The sequence below is a fragment of the Pseudomonas sp. FeS53a genome (assembly GCF_000931385.1).
Taxonomy (GTDB): Bacteria; Pseudomonadota; Gammaproteobacteria; order Pseudomonadales; family Pseudomonadaceae; genus Metapseudomonas; species Metapseudomonas otitidis.
Genome location: NZ_JYFT01000063.1, coordinates 1 through 18,923 on the forward strand (window position 1 = coordinate 1; position 18,923 = coordinate 18,923).

Genomic DNA, 18,923 nt, shown 5'->3' on the forward strand with positions numbered 1-18,923 from the left:
CCTGGGAAAGACTCCGCCCCACGTCAGAACGGCCCGGCACGCCCGGCCGGGGGGTGGTGGTGTCCCGGGCCGTTCTGACGTGGGGCGGAGTCTTTCCCAGCCCCTGGGACGAGGAAAGACCATGTGCATGACAGGGCATTCGCGGTGGATAAGGCGGGGGACTCAGACCCGACAGGTCCGACTCCAGACCTGAGCGGATGCAGCGGAAGACGGGCAGGCGAAACGGCGCTCGACGGAACGCACCAGACAGACGATGTCGGCCAGCAGACCTGAAAAGAATGGGTAACTGCGACAACCGGACGCAGGCAGGCGACGGAGGCAGCAGGAAGGAAGTCGCGGAAGGTCTGGTCGATGACCCGGCGCGCCGGATCGAACGAGCAGAAACGAAAAAGCCCACCTGTTCAGGTGGGCTTCTCGTCGTCGACCAGGAAATGCCTGGGCGATCGTCTATATGGTGGGTCGTGTAGGATTCGAACCTACGACCAATTGGTTAAAAGCCAACTGCTCTACCGACTGAGCTAACGACCCAAAACTTGGATTGGTCGGGGTAGAGAGATTCGAACTCCCGACATCCTGCTCCCAAAGCAGGCGCGCTACCGGACTGCGCTATACCCCGTTTTGGAAGTTGGCTCCGCGACCTGGACTCGAACCAGGGACCCAATGATTAACAGTCATTTGCTCTACCGACTGAGCTATCGCGGAACTTCACATTTCCAATCTCTGCGGCTTCGTCTTTCAGATTGCTGCTGCAGAGGCGCGCCATTTTACGTATGGCGAATCGGCTGTCAACCCCTTAAAAGCGATTTTATTCAGTGCTTTGCAGTTGATGCGCCCGCTGCTATATCTGTGCCTCATCCGACACAACGCAGGACGCGCCGGCCGCAAGGCCCAGGCGACAGGGCCCATGAGCCGCCAAGATACACCGCCTCCTCCCCGCCCGGTCGCCACGCTGGCCAACCGAGGTATCCAACCGCGCTTCGGCGATCTCGTGCTGGGCTGTCGCAAGCTGGTGATGAACCACCTTGCCGAGCACCTGACCGGCGTCTTCGCCCAGGTCGACGACACCCTTTTCGAATGCGCGGAAAAAGCCGAGAACAATCAGGTGCAGACGCTGTTCTTCGACAGCATGCGCGAGATCCGTCGACAGCGACCTCAAATCGAACGCCTCTACCACCAGCGCATCGCCCAGCAGTTCGGCGACTTCATGGAGGGCCGCGAGCCCGAGGCGAAGGTCACCCAGCTGGACGCCGACCATCTGGAGCTGATCCAGAACGAGGTCTACGAAGAAAGCCTGCTGGTCACCAACATGGTCAGCCGGGTCAAGGCGCGTTGTGCCCAGCCACTCTTTGCGCTGGACCAGCGCCTGGCGCTGCTCAACAACGGCCGCAAGCTCGGTGAGGACAGCAACCCCTTCGGCCCCCAGGTCATCGCCCAGTCATTCCGCGATGCGCTGCAGAACATGCCGTTTCCCCTGCGCATCAAGACCATCCTTTATATGCTCTTCGACCAGCAGGTGATGCAGGGGCTGGATGGCCTGTACGACGGACTCAACAAGCGCCTGATCGATGCCGGCGTCTTGCCCAACCTCAAGTACACCGCGCAACGCCAGGCAGCCCCTGCCAAGCCGCAGCCCCGCGAGCCGGCTCCACGCCAGGATGCTCCGGCGCCCGCCGCCTCCGGCCCGGTGGCGCCGCCGGCCGATCTTTCGGCGCCACCGCCCCAGGAGCCCGGTGCGTTGTACAGCGGCCTGTCGGCATTGCTGGAGGAGCATCGCCGGCTCAATCAGGAAGCCGGGGTCGCCTTCACCGGCACACCCAGCATCGCCAGCTATGCCCCGCAGGGTGCAACGCGGACCTATAGCGCGGCCGACCTGCTGGAGGCGCTCAATCGTTTGCAGCAACAATCTGCCCACGACCTGGCCTCACGCCTGCAGCAACCCCAGCGGGTCGAGGGCCTGAAGGCGGACCTGCACCAGCAACTGGAAAGCCACAGCGCGCAGCCGGGCCAACAAAAGGTGGCCGAGCAGGAAGCGGACGTGATCGACCTGGTCGGCATGCTGTTCGACTTCATCCTCGACGACGACAGCCTGCCGGACACCTGCAAGACCGCCCTCTCCCACCTGCACACGCCCTACCTGAAGGTGGCGCTGCAGGACAAGGCGCTGTTCACCCAGCATCACCACCCGGCCCGCCGCCTGCTCAACACCATGGCCCAGGCCGGTGCGCTGTACGGCGGTGAAAGCGAGGAGAAAGGTCTGCTGGCGAAGATGCAGTGGGTGGTGGAGCGGGTGATCCACGGCTTTGCCGGCGATCTCCAGCTGTTCGATTCCCTGCAGGACGAGTTCAACGAATACGTCGCCACACTGCGCCACAAGGTCGAATTGCGTGAGCGCCGCGCGGTGGAAGCAGCCAAAGGCCGCGACCGCCTGCTGGAAGCCCGTCAGCGCTCGGTGGACGCCATCGCGCGCCTCCTCGAAGGCCGCGAGTTGCCGAAGATCATCCGCCACTTCCTGGAGCAGACCTGGAGCGACGTGCTGGTGTTCGTGCTGCTGCGCCACGGCGACGCCGGGGAGGAATGGCGACGCGCCTGCGAGGTGGCCGACCAACTGGCCTGGAGCGGCACCCCGCTCGATGCCCGGGGGCGTGAGCGCCTCCAGGGGCTGCGGGTCGGGATGCTGGAAGACCTGCGCAAGGGGCTGGAGCTGCTCGGTGGCTACCACGAGGACGGTATCCGCCGCCTCCTGCAGGACCTGGTGGCTTGCCAGCACGCCGTGCAAGGCAAGCAGCCGCAGGTCGCGGCACAACTCAACCCGGAACTGCCGAAAAGCCCACTCAGCGAAATGCTGGGTGAAGACGCCAGCCTCGCGGAACGTCTGCCCGCCACCCTTTCACCCCGCGCGCAGGCGCTGGTCAAGGAGCTGGAAAGCCTGGAGTTCAACACCTGGTTCGAGTTCGTCGAGAACGGCCAGAGCCGCACGCTGAAGCTGTCCTGGTACAGCCCGACGACCCGCAACTACATGTTCGTCGACCACAGCGGCCAGCGCGTGGCGATCAAGCCGATCACCCAGCTGGCACAGGACATGGAGCGCGGCAACGCACGCATCGTCGCCCCCGAACACAACGTACCGCTGATGGACCGGGCGCTGGGCGCCATCTACCGGGTCCTGCAGCGCTTCACCGGCCGCAGCCCGCGAGCCAACTGAGGAGCCACCATGGAAGACCGCCGTCATCACAGTCGCCACAACGCGGGCATCCAGGTGGAGGTCTACGACCTGCATTCCGGCAACCGCCTGGGCCGCGTGGTGGACCTCTCCCTGGATGGCTTCATGCTGTTCAGCGAAGCGCCGCTGGCCACCGACTCCGTCTGGGAGTGCCGCCTGGTCCCCGCCGACCCCGTGGACGGCATCACCGAGGTCCGCCTCGGCGCCGACTGCCTCTGGAGCCGCCCCGGCGCCGACGGCCAGCACGCCTGGGCGGGGTTCCACATCATCGACCTGGCGGAGGATCAGGCCAGGGCGTTGGAGGTGGTGTTGGGGCTGATCTGAGCGTCACAACATATACGTGTAGGAAGAGTTCAGGCAGAGCAGAGCTTATCTCCAACAATCATTCAGCGCTCCACTACCTGTAAAACCTCGCGAACCAATTGCATTAAGTGTTAAAGCCTTACAGTCTTTGTCGCGGGACTGCGTACCGGTAGCGGTAGCAGTAAGAACAAAACCACCGTCTGAGCTGTTTCCGGCTGAAACGGTAAGCTGGTAGAGCCCTGTTCTCGACAGGGTAGAAATACCCAATTTAGATATATCAGATGTATTAGTTACATAAGAGTTATTTTGCGTAAAGTAACGCTCCTGCCTAGCCGCCGCATCACTTAGGTAGGCTTGAGCTTCAGTACGATTACTCCTGAGTACATACTGTGAGTAGCTTGGTATTGCTATAGCCAGCAATACAGAAAGCACTACTACCGCAATCATTAACTCTATAAGTGTAAAACCTTTACTGTTCATCAGTACTCCACTTGCCATCGGTGGTGGCTGCCGCCCTTCTGGAGTGAATTGATATGGAGTCTATTTCTTTTTTGGAAGAATCTTTGCAGTAGAAAAAAACATACATACCTTTCTCTAACTGCATAATTGCAGGCAAGCCAGTTGGCGCAGAGCTTTCTTTCACAGAATTAGGCAAGTGGTACGAAGCACCGTCGACCAAAACCATATTTCGAGGAACATCTACTTCCTGAACCACGCCACCATCCTCAAAGTCACTCGCAAAGCAGCCAATTGAATAAGCCAACAAGCTATAGCTCAAGTAAGATAAAGTAGATTTCATAAGCTATTCCTCCACAACACGCCATGACTGACGCCCCTTGCTTAGCTCACCAAAAGACAGTCTCTCACGCCTAATTCCATCTGGCTCATTGATAAAGGCATCTTGACCAACAACACTTGGCGAACCATAACCCGGCGTACGAATACTTGAAACAACTTGCCCACTATAACTATCTTCGGCAGTAACGTAGTTGTTACCTGTAAGATCAAAAACATTAAAAGATGTCGCCCCTCCGGTGACACCATCAATAGCATTGACCCAGCGATCAATACCCGCCTCACAGGGGTCAGTATTGGGAATGGTAGTCGTCGCAATTAAAACATTTGCACGAGCCGTGAGATCTGTGGTTAACATCTCCCCCTTACGAGAGCCACCTTCTTTAAGGTCGATATACCACCCATACCGATTCACGCCTTGGGATGGATCCCCGTTAACAAACCACTGCACGGGATTTCTGCTAAAAATTCGATACTCCAGGCTACGACTAGTGCTCGCATCGAGATCTGTGAACGTTGCAGAACTCCGAGTTGATACTGTTTGCTCTACTAGATTCGTGCGTGTAAGTGTTGGCGTGCTGCTAACCGCTGTGCCCGTTGGCGCCGTTTGAGTATCCCAAACTCCATAAAGTGTCATGTTCTTACTGGTATCAGCTTGCGCATCACTACTTTCTACATATTTACCAGTACCAAACGTGACGATGAAGCCCTTCCCACTCGGATGGCGAATGAGAGTAGGCGCCGCAGTAATTGGCTGCCTAACGTTTTGATTAGAGGTATTTATAACCGTAGCGACAAATAGGGGACTGGAGTTGAACGCTATACGCCAGTCGCTCGAAGAGCCATTCGTCATGCTGCCATCAGCAGAGATGACATCAAAATTCGTTAAATTACTTGCAAAAAGATCAAACCGCCAGACATTCCCTTGTAGGTCGCCAGCATAGACGTAGTCGGCAATCAAATCACCATTAATATCCGCAACTCTCGGCGAAGAAAGTCCATTAACAGCATTGCCTGTGGGGAGAACAAACTTCTTAATCACTGCTCCTGTACTGGCATTTAGAACAAATAATACTGCCTTATCATTAGTACTGTTATAGCCATTAGAAAGCACAACTCCCCAGTTACCATCATGGAGCTTAGTTACTACTGGCCGAGTAAAGGTATACCCCAGATCTCCATCGGTTGAATCACTAAACTCCCAAAGCAATTTTTCATCGCCAGGCTCGGTAACATCAAGAGCAAAAACCGAACGGCCGCCTGCGCGCAAAGTACCAATCAGTATAGTGCGCCATTGATTGTTAATCAGGACATCCGAAACAACCGGTGTTCCATCAACGAAGAAGCGATGTTTAGTACCCTTATAGCTTTGCCCTGAAAGAAGATAAAGCTTGTCTAGCACCGCTGTAGGTATAAAAGCGAAGCGCTCAATGCCATTCTCGTCAAAGCCGTGGAGCATTCCATCGTTAGCTCCTACGTAGATCCGCTTTGATCGTTGCGATTGCGCCGATAAAAAATCGGCATATGACTGCACTTCGCTTGCCGTACTGACAACACCTCGCGCGCGATCCATGAGAGCGGGGAGACTATCTGGCTTGGCAACGATCACGGGGCTTGAATAAATGATGTCCCCCAGCACTGCAGTGCGCTCACGAAAACGCCCGGCTACCGTGCCCTCATTAGACCTATCGCCTCGGATATAGCTGACGCGAAGTTGGGCATTTGCACTATTCGCCTCGGCGTTTCCATCTTCATCTTTTTGCAATAAAGCTCGCTGAACAGTGCTAAGGTTACTCCAAAGAAAATCTCTGAGTTGGCCGCCGGAGGCGAACTTAATATTACGCGACGCAGGAGATTGCGCATTCAATGTATCACGCGCATCCCAAGAGGGTGACAAAGTCACGCCACCAGTAAGCGAGTCACTAACAACATCATACTTAATAAGTTGCCCACTCCAGTTTTGACTTGAAAAGCGAGCATAGTAAGCTTCATTACCCGCTGTTGTTACTGCTGACTCCAAAGACACGGCGGCAGCAGAGGTGTCTCTATCAGCAATTCGACTGAGAATAGTTGAAAATGCTTCTGCCATTGCATCGGGGCTGTCAACACTAAAAAATTCTCCACGACCGTTTATCGCTGCGTGCCACAAATCATACACGTTATTAGCGCTATTATCAGCGGCATTGGGCCATACTTTACCTCCCGACGACAACTGCGAATAATCACCACTGAACGTACTCCCCCCCCACCGTGGGTTAGTAAGGCTAGTGGTCAATCCGAGCCCCAAAGTGTAAGTAACCATATGCTGCCAAGTGGCTGGATTATTTCTTGGATCAAAATACTGAGCTATAGCATCGGTATTCTTATAAGGGGCATAGGGCGCCAAACGATTAGCGAGATCAGGCCTCGCATCGGTAGCCCAGTATTGGAACGCAAGGTCAGCCAACGTATTGCTAGCCTCATCCTTGTAAGGCGCTTTAGCAGTATAGCTAGTACCATCAGGAAGCGTCCTTGCAACATTATCGTAGTTGCCAATATTAATGGTATCTCCGTTCCAGAGGCCATCGGTCATCATAATATTGTAAGTTGGACGGCATGCATATTCCGGGCTAGAGCTAGTGCCAGGCACTGCGGCATAGGGGCCATTAACCCCTGTTTTAGACAAAAAACTACCAGCTCGTTGTAGAGCTGAGCGTAAGGGCGTTCCACCTGTAACGGTCAAACGCTCAAGGAAGCTGTAAAAATTTGCGCGATGACTACCGGAAAATGGACGAAGATAGTTAGTAAAGCAGTTCCCAGCAGCTGAACCTGATCCGATATTATTGCAGCTACCGTTGTTTAGAACCTGCCAAGTAACACGCACATTCTCAGGAAGGCTGTAGAAGGCTAGGCTAGCTGCTGACTGCGTTGAGAGCGAGCGAGTCCTGTAAAAAGAATACCAAATTGCGAAATTGCTTTGCTCGGCAGCCCCTACAGTGACTAATTTATAACACGCCTCGTTAGTCAGAGAAGGATTTGCACAGCCTGAAGGCACATAGTTATAGTAGTAAGCAGAAGAGAAATTTCCGGTCTCCTCATCGTAACCTCGCCCGTATTCGACAGTCGCTCGGTAAGCATTAGATAAATTTACACTTCCGGCTTGAGTAAAGCCATTACGCCATGCTGCGGTAAAAGAGGGCGCAGGATAATCGGAAACCTGTAAGTTACCATTCACCACTGTTACTTTTTTTGGAAGCTTGTACACAACAGACGGATTGTAGTACATAGGATTATATGCACTAGACTTAAAATACACTCGAGCCTTATTAGCCGATATTGCGTCCGGCGCATAAGCAAATGCCATACTACCCGAGTCATCAATTGTAACCAATATATTAGGATCGACTGATTCATTCAAAAAAAGCGGTTGCTGACTGATAGTTAGTGCAGCTGCCTGCAATTGTTCAGCCGAAAGCAAAATCACCACAGAAAAACCGGCCGACAAAATACTCTTAACATTAAATTCAATGGTCATAAACACACCCTAGAAACGCTGAACTAACTTACTTTGAATAACTGTCATTACTCGTTGAGATGAACCTCTTGAGGCCGCGTTGACTTCATAATAATATGGTCCCACACCACGGCGGCGCTCGTCGATATCCGTCACCTCAACTGTGCCCTGTGAATTTTGAGGATCGAAACCGATAAAGACCGCAAACCACCTCGGCTGCGTCTGCAAGCCAAAAATCAAATTTTTAACTCCTGCAGAACCTTTATAGCTCTTCGAGTTAGCGTCGTTATCCCACCAACTCCAATCCTGAGCATGAAGACTTAGTATTGGTTTTTTAAGAACACACAAGCTTACTGAAGCATCGCACACGGTCGCCGTGGAAGGAGGCGACGGAGTCACGGTCAATCGATACTCTCCCTCCCGCAACGCAGATTCAGCAGCCTGACTGACAATCTGAAGCTCTCTCAGATTACCGACTAAACGCTCATCAAGAGCCACTCCCTTAATACTTGCCACAGCAAGCAAAGTTACCACAAGCAAGAGTATCAAGCTTATAAACAGCGCGGCACCTCGCTGCAACCCAACATCTTTAAGTTGATTACTCATTGAGCATAATTCCGCACAGTAAATGTACTTTGAGTTGACCTATATACGCGTTTATCCACTGCGGTAGTAGATGCAGCTGACGAGAGCGGAAAATTATAATCCTGTTTACCTAAAGCTACGTTTGTGTTGTCACTTCTCTGGAGAAAAGCCATCCGGACGGAAACAACAGACCCAACTGTTGGATTCGCGATGTAGGCATCGACTATTCTATCCGAATTCAAGTCAACACCTAAAACAATTTGAAGATCAGATACACCCGAAAACATCGCTTGGGAAGCACTGCCCTGCGCCGAGCAAAGGAGCTCGCCATTACTGCTCAATTCAATTTTAGTCGTTATTGCAGCACTAACGCTTATAGGTGCTCCTAGGCAGTCCAACTCTCCGACACTACGCCGCTGATAACGCAAGCAAACACCTTTCCCAGAAGAGGTCACTCCTACAACTTGGCCAGCAGCAAAAGACGGACATCCACCTTGAGCTACAAGAGCGGGGAAAGCCATTTCTCGACTATCCTGTGGCAAAGATTTATAGCCTGCCTTCATTATCAGTTGCTCCAGAAAACGCAAGGCAAAACGGCTATTACCTTGTAATTCCCCTACAGCCTGCTGAGCGAGATAGCTAGACTTGTTATCAATATAAATCTGTGTCACTCCCAAAATAAGAAATGCACTTACAACCAGAGCTATCAACAACTCAACCAATGACAAACCCGCCTGAAAATCAATTTTATGTCTCATGGCTGAAAAGTCACCCTGTAGAACTCACGTCTACCTTGATCAATGGAAGTGCACGTCGCTCCCGCCGGGCATGCCTCTTTTCCCTGCCATGCTATCTGAATCATTATATTAGATCCGGTATCAGAACAAGGGCTAGCGACTGTGGGAGACTGCGTCCTGCAAATCACATACTGCCCAGAGAAAAAACCTGCCGCATCATTCCCTAGCGGCAAGGTATTCCTAACCTGCGTGGCCCAATTTGCTAAATGCGTTTGAGCCATTTCTGCCGAGCTACAACCCGCTGAGGTTGCGCACGATGCGACAACACTATTAGGAAAACCGGACCCAGACAATTTAAAATATGGAGAATCCGGCCGAATCAAACCATTAGCACCAACAAGAGCAGCCCTATTGCTCCTCATTAGCTCAACCAAATCATTGGCAAGCATTACAGCATTTGTACGCTGCGAAGATTCGTTAGTATACTGCAAAGTTCTACCCTGAAGAGCCACTAACCCTAGCACGCCTACGCTAATTACGATAAGCGCAACAAGCACTTCAACCAGGCTAAATCCAAACTCTTGCTTCATACTTTCCTCACAATGTGCACGAGACTAAGGCTTTACCACTTTCATCTCTACCCCTAGAGCTCACACGCACTCTTCCACTTCTCTCAATCACTACTTTGTAAGCGCTTGAGGCATCATCGCGCTCGCACAAAATCAAAGCCAAAGCCTTAGAAGCACCGCCATTAAGAGAGAAACTAGTAGAGTCAGCAGATTTTGAAATTGAAACTCCCGAGGGAAGATCAAACTTCTTGACTAGATCTACATTATAAGAGACCGTAATCAGAGAGCCCGAGATTGCAAAATTAGTTTGCCCTCCCCTCGTTGCCGCCTCCATTCGGGCGAACTCTGCCAAAGATCTGACATTACCGGCGGCAGCCTGTAGACGATTATCTCTCACAAAGCTACTAAAATTCGGAACAGCTAGAGCGAGAAATATTGCCAGAAGTGCAACCACAATGATCATTTCAATCAGAGTAAATCCATTTACCTTTAGACGCAGCATGGAAAGCTCTCTAGTATTTTTCCCATCGCAATACTCCCATCATACCTCTTTAGCCTCTACGGATTGCCGACATGCGGATCTTTCGAGGCGACGGTCGGCTCACTATTTAACCTTAGTGTTGGGCTCTATCCCTTAAATAAGGCCGCTTTCGAGCAGGCTCAAACCGTACTGAAGGAACGTTCATGAGCGCAAGAATACCGTCTTGAACTTAATCGACGTTAAGAAACGAGCTATCGTACTGTGGCCACGAGCCTGATGCGACCCCGAACCGGCTCACAAGCTGGGCGCGAGACAAGGGTCTGCCCCCAAGCGCAAGTTGGTCCGAGTAACCAAGAGAAGCTCCGAATGTTGTGGTCAACCCATCTCGGACAGTGGGTTAAGTTTTTCTTCGGCAACGGCGGGCGGCAGCCCGTCGCTGAATTGATGCGGCCTGACCCAGTTGTAGCGATGCATCAGATAGTGATCTGACGTCCCGTTGTGCCTCTTGGGCCGTTAGGTAACCGGTCGGCGGAACCCACTCCGACTTCAAACTGCGGAACAACCGCTCCATCGGTGAGTTGTCCCAGCAGTTACCTCGACGGCTCATACTCTGCTCCATTCGATATCGCCACAGCCGCTGCCGAAACAGGCGGCTGGCGTACTGACTACCCTGATCGGAGTGAAACAGCACCTGCTGCGGCTTGCCTCGTTGCCCGTAGGCCATATCCAACGCCTTGATGACCAACTCCGCATCCGGCTTGGCGGAGAATGCCCAGCCAATTACTCGTCGTGCATGCAGATCCAGCACCACAGCTAAGTAATTCCAGCGGCCTTGCGCCCAGATGTAGGTGATGTCGCCGCACCACACCTGGTTAGGTCGTTCGGTGGCGAACGCACGGTTCAGCCGGTTCGGGATATCTGACCGTTCAACCGTAGCCTGCTTGTACGCGTGCGAGCCTGGTTGTATGCTGACCAAGCCCAACTCGCGCATTAACCGACGCACGCTAAAGCGGCCAATGCTTACGCCATCCTCACGCAGCATGCCCAGAATACTGCGGCTGCCAGCCGAGCCTCGACTCTGGTTGAACAGCTGATTGACCTGACTGCGCAGGGCAGCCCAGCGTGCATCAACACGGCAGCGGCGTAGACGATGGGCGTAGTAGCAAGACCGCACCACGTCGAAGGCTGAACAGACCACTTCCACCGACTCCCGCTCACTCAACTGGTCTATCAGCGCGTACGATTGAACTCGTCCGACATCAAGAGAGCGGTAGCCTTTTTTAGGATCGCTTTCTCCCGTGCCAGTCGGTCGATCCTGGCTTCCAGCTCCTGGATTTTCTGCTGTTCGGGAGTCAATGCCTTACTCTTCGGGGTAACGCCCTGGCGCTCCTCTTGGAGCTGTTTTACCCAGCGACGAAGCGCCGATTCAACCAGCCCCAGCGAGCGAGCTGCTTCGATATGGCTGTAGCCCTGATCGAGCACCAGACCAGCGGCCTCTCGTTTGAATTCGGGCGTAAAGGAACGACGTTGCTTGGTCATCAGACACCTCTCTATGGCGAGCATTCTCGCCCTAAATGGGTGTCCGGGATCAGTAGACCACTACAGAAAGGTCCCGCCTGATCAGCTGCAATGCCCCCACAGCCCCTGGTTCGTGCCGCATGACCCAAATGAGCTTTTCTGGCTTACGCTAGCAAAATCAAACATCCCGACGCGAACAATTTCTGGCAGGGAAGGATCAGCCTTGGACAGTGCTGTTGTCGCTGATTGCGCGCCCCCAAGGCGGGCAAGTGGCCCTCCACCGTATCTGCTGAACCTATGTTGCGTATTCACCCACTGCAAAACTGGTTTGCCCTCCGCAATCCGGCTACGGAGGGAATACTGTTCGACACCATCGCTAAAGCGTGATCCGAGATACATTAGATTGCAGAAGAGCGGCCAATACTGCTTCGGCATATAGGCCTATATATAGGCGCCGATGCTAGGGTTGGCCTGGTGCAGCGCCGTGGGCACGGTGGCCAATGCGGCCAAAGTTACCCATATCGACAAATTGCTAAGGGCGAGAAGAACATGATATGTACCGGTGCTGGCTACACCGGGGTGGAGAAGCGTTCCGAGCACGCAAGGCATGACGTCATCTGAAAAATCGCCGCCCGGCGCAGCACCTAAACAGCTGAGCAGACGCCTTGCTTTATACAAGACACAGCGCAAAGTCGAGAAGGCAAAAGCCCAGGTACGGACCAAGCTTGACCATATATCCGGACAAACAAACGGCAGTTCGACTACCTCAGAGTGCGCTTCCTGGGGGTTACAAAAAACTGCTCAATTGGTCACACTATTGGCTGTGGATGGCGCGCCGGCGCTTGCTGACGAATACAGGTAAACTGTGCCTGTGAGACGCAGAAACCCGGTCAAAAACCAAGTTCCTGGTGAAGCCTGTCGCCGAAACGAGCTAAAAAGGAATTCGGTCACACCTGTCATTGTCTTGTTCCAAGTTTCTTCAGGAAAGCCGGGTATATGCCTAACCCCCCTAGGCAGCAAGCTATTACACTATCAGCCGCCATAAAATTCGCATAGTGATCAATCTTAATTTCTAACCCCAAAACCTCTATAAGCTATTGCAACCTTCCAGTTCTGTAAGACCGAAAGATCGCCTCACTCTTCCACCTCGATTTACTGTGATTCTGACTCCTTTACCCATGTGATCACAAAGATAAATAGACCCAGCTTGAAAGGCCCCGTTTGGCATAAGCGCAACACCAGTCGAATCGAAACATACCCCAGCCACTAAAGTACGCGTATTACGCACCTGCATTTTTTTATTAAAATTACTTTTACTTTCCATAATTACCTTTTCACCACCCTCAGCCACCATCCACCCCTGCGAACTCTTGTCTTCAACTTGAGTCCAGCAATATCTATTACCCCGCACTACTGCCAGCTCCCTTGCAAGCCGAATCCCCGCGACATAATCATCGGCAGCTATGCTCATACGAACGCCAGCAAACCAATGAAAGACCACCACACAACCCGCACCTAACAAAAAAACAAGTACCGTAACAGCCAAAAGCTCAGTTAATGTGAATCCTCGCATGGTCATTCCCCGTCAAAATATTTAACGGTAGCGGGGACAGCGCGAGTGCTCTATGAGAAAATCCCGTTAGCGCCTGACGTAAACTCTCAAAATCAAGGAGAAATCATGCATATAGGCATCATTGGTGGTGGGATCATCGGGCTGCTATCTGCCTACGAGCTGATCGAGAGCGGCATAAAAATAAGTATTTTCGAACAAGGCAATACGGGGAAAGAGTCCTCTTGGGCAGGTGGCGGTATTATTTCTCCCCTATACCCTTGGAGATACAGCCATCCAATCACCACACTGGCGAATCACTCAGAAGAACTATACAAACCTCTCACTAAAAGAATTTACAATGCAACCAATATCGACCCTGAACTTTACCAGTGCGGAATTTACTGGCTAGATATTGAAGATATTCAAGCAGCTCTTTCTTGGGCGAATTTGAATAACTTCAAAACAACAATAATCAGCAACAAAAAACTAATAAATTCACTACCCTTTATAGCTCCAAATTATGCAAGCGCACTTCACTCCCCTCAAATATCGAATATCAGAAATCCGAGACTAGCCCAATCACTTAAAAAATATCTACTGAAACAGGGTGCGCAACTACATGAAAACTGCACAGTACGGGGTATATTTTCAGAAAAAAAACGATGGAAAGTAAAAACCGAGTTGGGCGATATAAATCTCGACAAGATTGTAGTTGCAACTGGCGCCTGGAGCGGCAAGCTGCTTGCAACGCTCGGCCTCTCGCTGCCGGTCGAGCCGGTGAAGGGGCAGATGATCCTCTACAAGTGCGAGCCGGGCTTCCTGCCCAGCATGGTGCTGGCCAAGGGGCGCTATGCCATTCCGCGCCGGGATGGCCACATCCTCGTGGGCAGCACCCTGGAGCATGAGGGTTTCGACAAGACGCCTACCGACGTGGCGCGGGAGAGTCTCCAGGCTTCTGCGGAGGAGCTGATTCCTGCGCTGGCGAAACAGCCCATCGTCGGGCACTGGGCGGGGTTGCGGCCGGGCTCGCCCGATGGCATCCCGTTCATCGGGCCGGTACCGGGGTTCGAGGGGCTCTGGCTCAACTGCGGCCACTACCGCAACGGGCTGGTTCTTGCGCCGGCTTCCTGCCGGCTGTTGGCGGACCTCATGCTGGGGCGCGAGCCGATTGTCGACCCCACCCCCTACGCGCCCAGCGCTCGTCTTTGACCTGCCTGGGGATCAGTCGATCCCCAGCTTCTTCAGCCTGTAACGCATGGAACGGAAGGTCAGCCCAAGGCGCTGGGCTGCTGCCGTGCGGTTCCAGCGGGTCTCTTCCAGGGCCTGCATGATCAGCTTGCGCTCGATCTCCTCGAGGTAGTCCTCGAGGTTGTCGATCTTGGCGAGGTCTGCCTCGCCGCCTTCTGCCGCGCCAGCAGCCTCGGTGAAGCGCAGGTCATGGGGCTGGATCTGGTCGTTCTCGCACAGGGTGTAGGCCCGCTCGAGCATGTTCTCCAGCTCGCGCACATTGCCGGGGAAGCGGTAGGTCTTGAGCTTCTCCAGCGCATCACGGGTAAGGGTCGCGGCCGGCAGCGAGCAGGCTTCGGCCAGGCGCTTGAGCATCACGTCCGCCAGGCGGGGAATGTCTTCGCGGCGCTCACGCAACGGTGGCACCCCCAGTTCGATCACGTTGAGCCGGTAGAACAGGTCCTGGCGGAATCGCCCGGCAGCCACCTCGGCAGCCAGGTCCTTGTGAGTGGCACTGAGGATGCGCACATCCACAACCACCTCCTGCTGGCCGCCGACGGCACGTACCGCCTTTTCCTGGATGGCCCGCAGCAGCTTGACCTGCATGGGCAGCGGCAGGTCCGCCACTTCGTCGAGGAACAGGGTGCCGCCGTGGGCAGCCTGGAACAGGCCCTGCTTGTCCTCGATGGCGCCGGTGAAGCTGCCCTTCTTGTGGCCGAAGAACTCGCTCTCCATCAGCTCCGACGGAATGGCACCGCAGTTCACCGGCACGAAGGGGTGACTGGCGCGCGGGCCCTGCTCATGGATGAGTCGTGCGACCAGCTCCTTGCCGCTGCCCGACTCGCCGCTGATGTAGACGGGCGCCTGGCTGCGGGCGAGCTTCTGGATCTGGTTGCGCAACGCCCGCATGGGGGGCGATTCGCCCAGCAGGCGGCTGTCGACGCTGGCTTCTTCATCCGACTCGCCGCTGCGCAGCCGCAGGGCAGTCGCCACCAGCTCGCGCAGACGGCCAAGGTCCACTGGCTTGGTCAGGAAGTCGAAGGCACCGGCCTTGAGGGCATTGATGGCGGTATCCAGGCTGCCGTAGGCCGTGATCATGGCCACCGGCACCTGGGGATGGCGCTGCTGGATGTACTGCACCAGCTCCTGCCCGGTGCCATCGGGCAGGCGCATGTCCGTCAGGCAGAGGTCGAACGGTTCGCGGGCCAGCCACTCGCGGGCCTCCTTGACGTTGCGGGCGCTGCGGGTGTCCAGCTTCATCCGGCCGAGGGTGATCTCCAGCAGTTCGCGGATATCGGGCTCGTCGTCGACGATCAGGGCTCTCTGTCGGGTCATGGTCAACTCAGTTTTCGCGGATGGGCGAAGGTGATGCGGAAACAGCTGCCGCCGCCTTCGCGGGGTCGATAGTCAAGGCGGGCCTGGTTGCTCTCGCACAGCTCGCGGGAGATGTACAGGCCGAGTCCGGTGCCCTTGTTCTCCGTGGTGTGGAAGGGCTCGAACAGGTGATGGAGCTGCTCCTCGGCGACGCCGGGGCCATCGTCCATCACTTCCAGTATGGGCAGGTCGCTCTCGGCGTCACGGAAGAGCTTCAGCCAGACCTGCCCCTGGCGATTTTTCTGCGCGCTGTAGCGCAGGCCGTTCTGCACCAGGTTGGTCAGCACCTGTGTGAGCTGGTGGGGGTCCATGCGGGTCTGGATACTGCCCGGGTTCGTCTCCAGGTGAAGGGTCTGCCCCACCGGTGAAGCGCTGCGGAACTCGCTGGCGAATCGGTGCAGCCAGTACTTGAGATCCAGCAACTGCGGTTCCGACTGGCGGCGCCGCGACAGTTGCAGGACGTTCTCGATGACGAGGTTCATCCGCCTGGAATGGTCCTGGATGATCTGCGCCAGGCGGCGGTCGGGCCCCTCCAGCTCTTCGGACTCCTGCAACAGCTGGGCGGCATGACTGATGGCGCCCAGGGGATTGCGGATCTCATGGGCGATACCGGCGGTCAGCCGCCCCAGGGAAGCCAGCTTCAGCTGCTGCGCCTGCTGGGCGATCTGCGAGATGTCTTCGAGGAAGACCAGCGTATCCAGCTGCTCGCCACGCTGCAGCTGGACGAAGCTGGGCTGCAGCACTGCGCCGTCGGGTACCGGCTGCAGGCTCTGGGGGCGGAGGGTCGGGTTGTCCCACCACTGCTCCAGTCGCTTGAGCAGCTCCGGGCAGTGCGGCCCGAGGAGGCGCCCCGCCAGCCCGTCGTGCCCCAGCATCGCCTGGGCAGCCTGGTTGGCCAGCAACACCCGGTGGCGGCTGTCCAGCACCAGGATGCCCGTGCGCATGCGCTGCAGGATGAGCGCGTTGAGCGCTTCCAGATTGGCCACGTCGGCAGCACGCTGCTCGGCCAGGGTCTCGCTCAACTGCAGGCGCCGGCTGATGCCCTGCACGAACAGGGCGCCTGCAAAGCACAGGGCACCGAGCGCACCGGCCTGTACGTACTGGTTGGCCGCTTCCGGGCGGGACAAGCTCAGGTAGAAGGTCAGGTAGATCATCCCGATGGCGGCGACGGCGGCGATCAGCAGCCCGATACGCCCGCGCAGCAGGATGTTGGCAATGGCCACCGCAACGATGATCAGGTTGCCGATGCCGCTGGGCGAACCGCCTGCTGCATAGAAGATGCAGGACAGCAGGATGACGTCCACCAGCGCCAGGCTGAACACCTGCAGCATGTGCTGGGGGCGGCGCACCATCAGCGCAATGAGGATGTTCAACAGCAGGTAGAACCAGCTGGCATTGCGGAACAGCTGGACACGGGCCAGGTTCAGCAACTCGCTGTCCAGCTCACTGGAAATCAGCCCGACCAGCGCCAGGCCGATGAGCAGGCGGTACAGGTTGTAAAGGCGGAAGATCCGTCGGATCTGATTGCTCGCCAGGGAGGGCGACTCAGTGCTCGCCACTGGCCTTGCCTTGTTCGAGGTGGGCCTGGCTGCAGTACCAGCGCTGGGCACTGGGCAGGGCTTCGGCCTGGGGAACGTGGACGCCACACTGGGCGCAGCGAACCATGGGGCTGGCGGCCGGCTCGGAGGGCGGAGCCTCCTGGCGGGGCGGGCGGGCCTTCATGCGGCGCCATACCCATACGGCAGCAAAAATGACGGCAATCCAGAAGATCAGGCGCAACATGCGTCGAACTCGAGTGTCCGGGGAAAGGCCAGCAGTTTAAGCCAAGGCGTTTCCCCACGCCCAGCAGCTAAAGGCAGTGCTGTGCACTGTGTCCTCGCAGGCATGAAAAAAGAGGCCCGCAGGCCTCTTTTTACTGTCCATCCGCCTCAGTCGAAGAGGCCGAAGGTCATGTAGCTGAACCAGGAGCGCTTCTTGCCGCCGGTATCGCCACCAGCCGAGGCGTTCTCGGGCTGGAGCTCGTCCGGGATTTCTTCCCTGGCATCTTCGTACTGCTTGATCACGTCCTGGTTGGCGCGGGTCTGGCCCGGGGGCAGCGGCGCTTCGCTCTCGATCAGGCCGAGGGTGGCCTTGGCCAGCCAGCTGCGGTTGTCGGCTTCGTCCTCGCGGGGCACGAACTGGCCATCGACCAGGCTCGGGTGCTCGGGGTAGTTCAGCTTCAGGGTTTCCAGGCTGGTCGCAGCCAGGTCATCCAGACCCAGGCGCTGGTAGGACTCCACCATCACGGCCAGGCCATCGCCCACGGCGGGGGTGCCCTGGAAGTTCTCCACCACGTAGCGACCGCGGTTGCCGGCGGCGACATAGGCCTGGCGGGTCAGGTAGTAGTGGGCGACGTGGATTTCGTAGGCGGCCAGCAGGTTACGCAGGTAGACCATGCGCTGCTTGGCGTCCGGCGCGTAGCGGCTGTGGGGGTAGCGGCTGGTGAGCTGGGCGAACTCGTTGTAGGAGTCGCGGGCGGCACCCGGGTCACGCTTGGTCATGTCCAGCGGCAGGAAGCGCGCCAGCAGGCCACGATCCTGTTCGAAGGAGGCCAGGCCCTTCAGGTAGTAGGCGTAATCGACGTTGGCGTGCTGCGGGTGCAGACGGATGAAACGCTCGGCGGCCGACTTGGCGGCCTCCGGCTCGACGTTCTTGTAGTAGGCGTAGATCAGCTCGAGCTGGGCCTGCTCGGCGTAGCGCCCGAAGGGGTAGCGGGACTCGAGGGCCTTGAGCTTGGCGACGGCGCTGGAATAGCTCTTGTTGTCCAGGTCGGACTGAGCCTGCTGGTACAGCTCGGACTCGCTCAGGTTCTCGTCGACCACTTCTTTGGAGGAACACGCGGCGGTGAGGGCGAGAATGGCGATCAGCAGCAGGTGTTTCACTTGCATGGTGGCTTGCGTCCCTGTGACGGTCCGCTGTCTTGGGCGGAGCCGTCCTGTTATGATGGGCGCCCTGGGCTTTCCCAGGACAAAGACGCCGTATTTAACCACAAGCGCGTGGCCGAAACCAAAGGCTGCGCCCCGCCGTTTT

Annotated in this window: 15 protein-coding genes, 3 tRNA genes and 2 pseudogenes; 4 read left to right on the forward strand and 16 right to left on the reverse strand. The window is 56.0% G+C overall.

From position 1 onward, the window contains the following. Positions 1 to 452 precede the first annotated feature (452 nt). From SZ55_RS19730 to SZ55_RS19740, 3 genes are all read right to left on the reverse strand, one after another. Positions 453 to 528 (reverse strand) — tRNA-Lys (locus tag SZ55_RS19730). Between the two features lie 11 nt (positions 529 to 539). Further along, positions 540 to 616, reverse strand: a tRNA-Pro gene (locus tag SZ55_RS19735). Between the two features lie 10 nt (positions 617 to 626). Next, a tRNA-Asn gene (locus SZ55_RS19740) sits at positions 627 to 702 on the reverse strand. Positions 703 to 904: 202 nt separating this feature from the next. On the opposite strand from SZ55_RS19740, the gene SZ55_RS19745 reads away from it, so the two are divergent. Next, positions 905 to 3,202 carry a DUF1631 domain-containing protein gene (locus tag SZ55_RS19745; protein WP_044410340.1) on the forward strand — a complete coding sequence of 766 codons (2,298 nt, stop codon included), beginning with the start codon at positions 905 to 907 and terminating at the stop codon, positions 3,200 to 3,202. A 9-nt stretch (positions 3,203 to 3,211) separates the two neighbouring features. Further along, positions 3,212 to 3,544, forward strand: a complete 333-nt coding sequence (locus tag SZ55_RS19750; RefSeq protein ID WP_044410343.1) for a PilZ domain-containing protein — start codon at positions 3,212 to 3,214, stop codon at positions 3,542 to 3,544. A gap of 45 nt (positions 3,545 to 3,589) precedes the next feature. Here SZ55_RS19750 and SZ55_RS19755 read toward each other — a convergent pair whose 3' ends face one another. The 8 genes and pseudogenes from SZ55_RS19755 to SZ55_RS19780 form a co-directional block, all read right to left on the reverse strand. Beyond that, a complete protein-coding gene (locus SZ55_RS19755) occupies positions 3,590 to 4,003 on the reverse strand; it encodes a type IV pilin protein (RefSeq protein ID WP_044410346.1) in 414 nt (137 codons plus the stop codon). Then, on the reverse strand, positions 3,993 to 4,322 hold the full coding sequence (locus tag SZ55_RS28145) for a PilY2 family type 4a fimbrial biogenesis protein (protein ID WP_152644523.1): 330 nt from the start codon (positions 4,320 to 4,322) through the stop codon (positions 3,993 to 3,995). The genes SZ55_RS19755 and SZ55_RS28145 overlap by 11 nt, the downstream gene beginning before the upstream one ends. A 3-nt stretch (positions 4,323 to 4,325) precedes the next feature. After that, complete coding sequence (locus SZ55_RS19760) at positions 4,326 to 7,832, reverse strand: pilus assembly protein (RefSeq protein ID WP_044410838.1); 3,507 nt, start codon at positions 7,830 to 7,832, stop codon at positions 4,326 to 4,328. Between the two features lie 9 nt (positions 7,833 to 7,841). Next, on the reverse strand, positions 7,842 to 8,417 hold the full coding sequence (locus tag SZ55_RS27615) for a pilus assembly PilX family protein (protein WP_082078297.1): 576 nt from the start codon (positions 8,415 to 8,417) through the stop codon (positions 7,842 to 7,844). Next, a complete protein-coding gene (locus SZ55_RS27620; protein ID WP_082078298.1) occupies positions 8,414 to 9,154 on the reverse strand; it encodes a PilW family protein in 741 nt (246 codons plus the stop codon). The genes SZ55_RS27615 and SZ55_RS27620 overlap by 4 nt, the downstream gene beginning before the upstream one ends. Continuing rightward, on the reverse strand, positions 9,151 to 9,723 hold the full coding sequence (gene pilV, locus SZ55_RS29165; RefSeq protein ID WP_044410348.1) for a type IV pilus modification protein PilV: 573 nt from the start codon (positions 9,721 to 9,723) through the stop codon (positions 9,151 to 9,153). Before pilV ends, SZ55_RS27620 begins: the two co-directional genes overlap by 4 nt. A gap of 7 nt (positions 9,724 to 9,730) precedes the next feature. Then, complete coding sequence (locus SZ55_RS27630) at positions 9,731 to 10,204, reverse strand: pilus assembly FimT family protein (RefSeq protein ID WP_082078299.1); 474 nt, start codon at positions 10,202 to 10,204, stop codon at positions 9,731 to 9,733. 354 nt (positions 10,205 to 10,558) lie between these two features. Continuing rightward, positions 10,559 to 11,722: pseudogene (locus SZ55_RS19780) on the reverse strand (IS3 family transposase). A gap of 358 nt (positions 11,723 to 12,080) precedes the next feature. On the opposite strand from SZ55_RS19780, the pseudogene SZ55_RS29170 reads away from it, so the two are divergent. Beyond that, positions 12,081 to 12,576: pseudogene (locus tag SZ55_RS29170) on the forward strand (transposase); the annotation flags it as partial. A gap of 212 nt (positions 12,577 to 12,788) precedes the next feature. Here the strand turns inward: SZ55_RS29170 and SZ55_RS27635 are convergent. Further along, positions 12,789 to 13,274, reverse strand: coding sequence for a GspH/FimT family pseudopilin (locus SZ55_RS27635; protein ID WP_160298849.1), 486 nt, complete (start codon positions 13,272 to 13,274; stop codon positions 12,789 to 12,791). A gap of 105 nt (positions 13,275 to 13,379) precedes the next feature. Here SZ55_RS27635 and thiO point away from each other — a divergent pair, with 105 nt between their 5' ends. Beyond that, positions 13,380 to 14,462: a glycine oxidase ThiO gene (gene thiO, locus SZ55_RS19790; protein ID WP_044410354.1), complete on the forward strand. Its 1,083-nt coding sequence runs from the start codon at positions 13,380 to 13,382 to the stop codon at positions 14,460 to 14,462. A 12-nt stretch (positions 14,463 to 14,474) separates the two neighbouring features. Here thiO and SZ55_RS19795 read toward each other — a convergent pair whose 3' ends face one another. The 4 genes from SZ55_RS19795 to SZ55_RS19810 form a co-directional block, all read right to left on the reverse strand. Continuing rightward, entirely contained in the window at positions 14,475 to 15,815 is a 1,341-nt protein-coding gene (locus SZ55_RS19795) for a sigma-54-dependent transcriptional regulator (RefSeq protein ID WP_044410357.1), read from the reverse strand. A gap of 2 nt (positions 15,816 to 15,817) precedes the next feature. Continuing rightward, positions 15,818 to 17,413, reverse strand: a complete 1,596-nt coding sequence (locus SZ55_RS19800) for a sensor histidine kinase (RefSeq protein ID WP_044410360.1) — start codon at positions 17,411 to 17,413, stop codon at positions 15,818 to 15,820. Further along, positions 17,400 to 17,636, reverse strand: a complete 237-nt coding sequence (locus tag SZ55_RS19805; RefSeq protein ID WP_044410363.1) for a PP0621 family protein — start codon at positions 17,634 to 17,636, stop codon at positions 17,400 to 17,402. Before SZ55_RS19805 ends, SZ55_RS19800 begins: the two co-directional genes overlap by 14 nt. Positions 17,637 to 17,782: 146 nt before the next feature. Further along, positions 17,783 to 18,781 carry an outer membrane protein assembly factor BamD gene (locus SZ55_RS19810; RefSeq protein WP_044410365.1) on the reverse strand — a complete coding sequence of 333 codons (999 nt, stop codon included), beginning with the start codon at positions 18,779 to 18,781 and terminating at the stop codon, positions 17,783 to 17,785. Positions 18,782 to 18,923: the final 142 nt, after the last annotated feature.

Bases quoted from the DNA above. Each gene is read 5' to 3' on its own strand.
- SZ55_RS19760 (WP_044410838.1), bottom strand. From the start codon at position 7,832: ATGACCATTGAATTTAATGTTAAGAGTATTTTGTCGGCCGGTTTTTCT.
- SZ55_RS27630 (WP_082078299.1), bottom strand. From the start codon at position 10,204: ATGCTGCGTCTAAAGGTAAATGGATTTACTCTGATTGAAATGATCATT.
- SZ55_RS27635 (WP_160298849.1), bottom strand. From the start codon at position 13,274: ATGCGAGGATTCACATTAACTGAGCTTTTGGCTGTTACGGTACTTGTT.
- SZ55_RS19755 (WP_044410346.1), bottom strand. From the start codon at position 4,003: ATGAACAGTAAAGGTTTTACACTTATAGAGTTAATGATTGCGGTAGTA.
- SZ55_RS19750 (WP_044410343.1), top strand. From the start codon at position 3,212: ATGGAAGACCGCCGTCATCACAGTCGCCACAACGCGGGCATCCAGGTG.
- SZ55_RS27620 (WP_082078298.1), bottom strand. From the start codon at position 9,154: ATGAGACATAAAATTGATTTTCAGGCGGGTTTGTCATTGGTTGAGTTG.
- SZ55_RS28145 (WP_152644523.1), bottom strand. From the start codon at position 4,322: ATGAAATCTACTTTATCTTACTTGAGCTATAGCTTGTTGGCTTATTCA.
- thiO (WP_044410354.1), top strand. From the start codon at position 13,380: ATGCATATAGGCATCATTGGTGGTGGGATCATCGGGCTGCTATCTGCC.
- SZ55_RS19810 (WP_044410365.1), bottom strand. From the start codon at position 18,781: ATGCAAGTGAAACACCTGCTGCTGATCGCCATTCTCGCCCTCACCGCC.
- SZ55_RS19745 (WP_044410340.1), top strand. From the start codon at position 905: ATGAGCCGCCAAGATACACCGCCTCCTCCCCGCCCGGTCGCCACGCTG.
- SZ55_RS27615 (WP_082078297.1), bottom strand. From the start codon at position 8,417: ATGAGTAATCAACTTAAAGATGTTGGGTTGCAGCGAGGTGCCGCGCTG.
- SZ55_RS19795 (WP_044410357.1), bottom strand. From the start codon at position 15,815: ATGACCCGACAGAGAGCCCTGATCGTCGACGACGAGCCCGATATCCGC.
- SZ55_RS19805 (WP_044410363.1), bottom strand. From the start codon at position 17,636: ATGTTGCGCCTGATCTTCTGGATTGCCGTCATTTTTGCTGCCGTATGG.
- pilV (WP_044410348.1), bottom strand. From the start codon at position 9,723: ATGAAGCAAGAGTTTGGATTTAGCCTGGTTGAAGTGCTTGTTGCGCTT.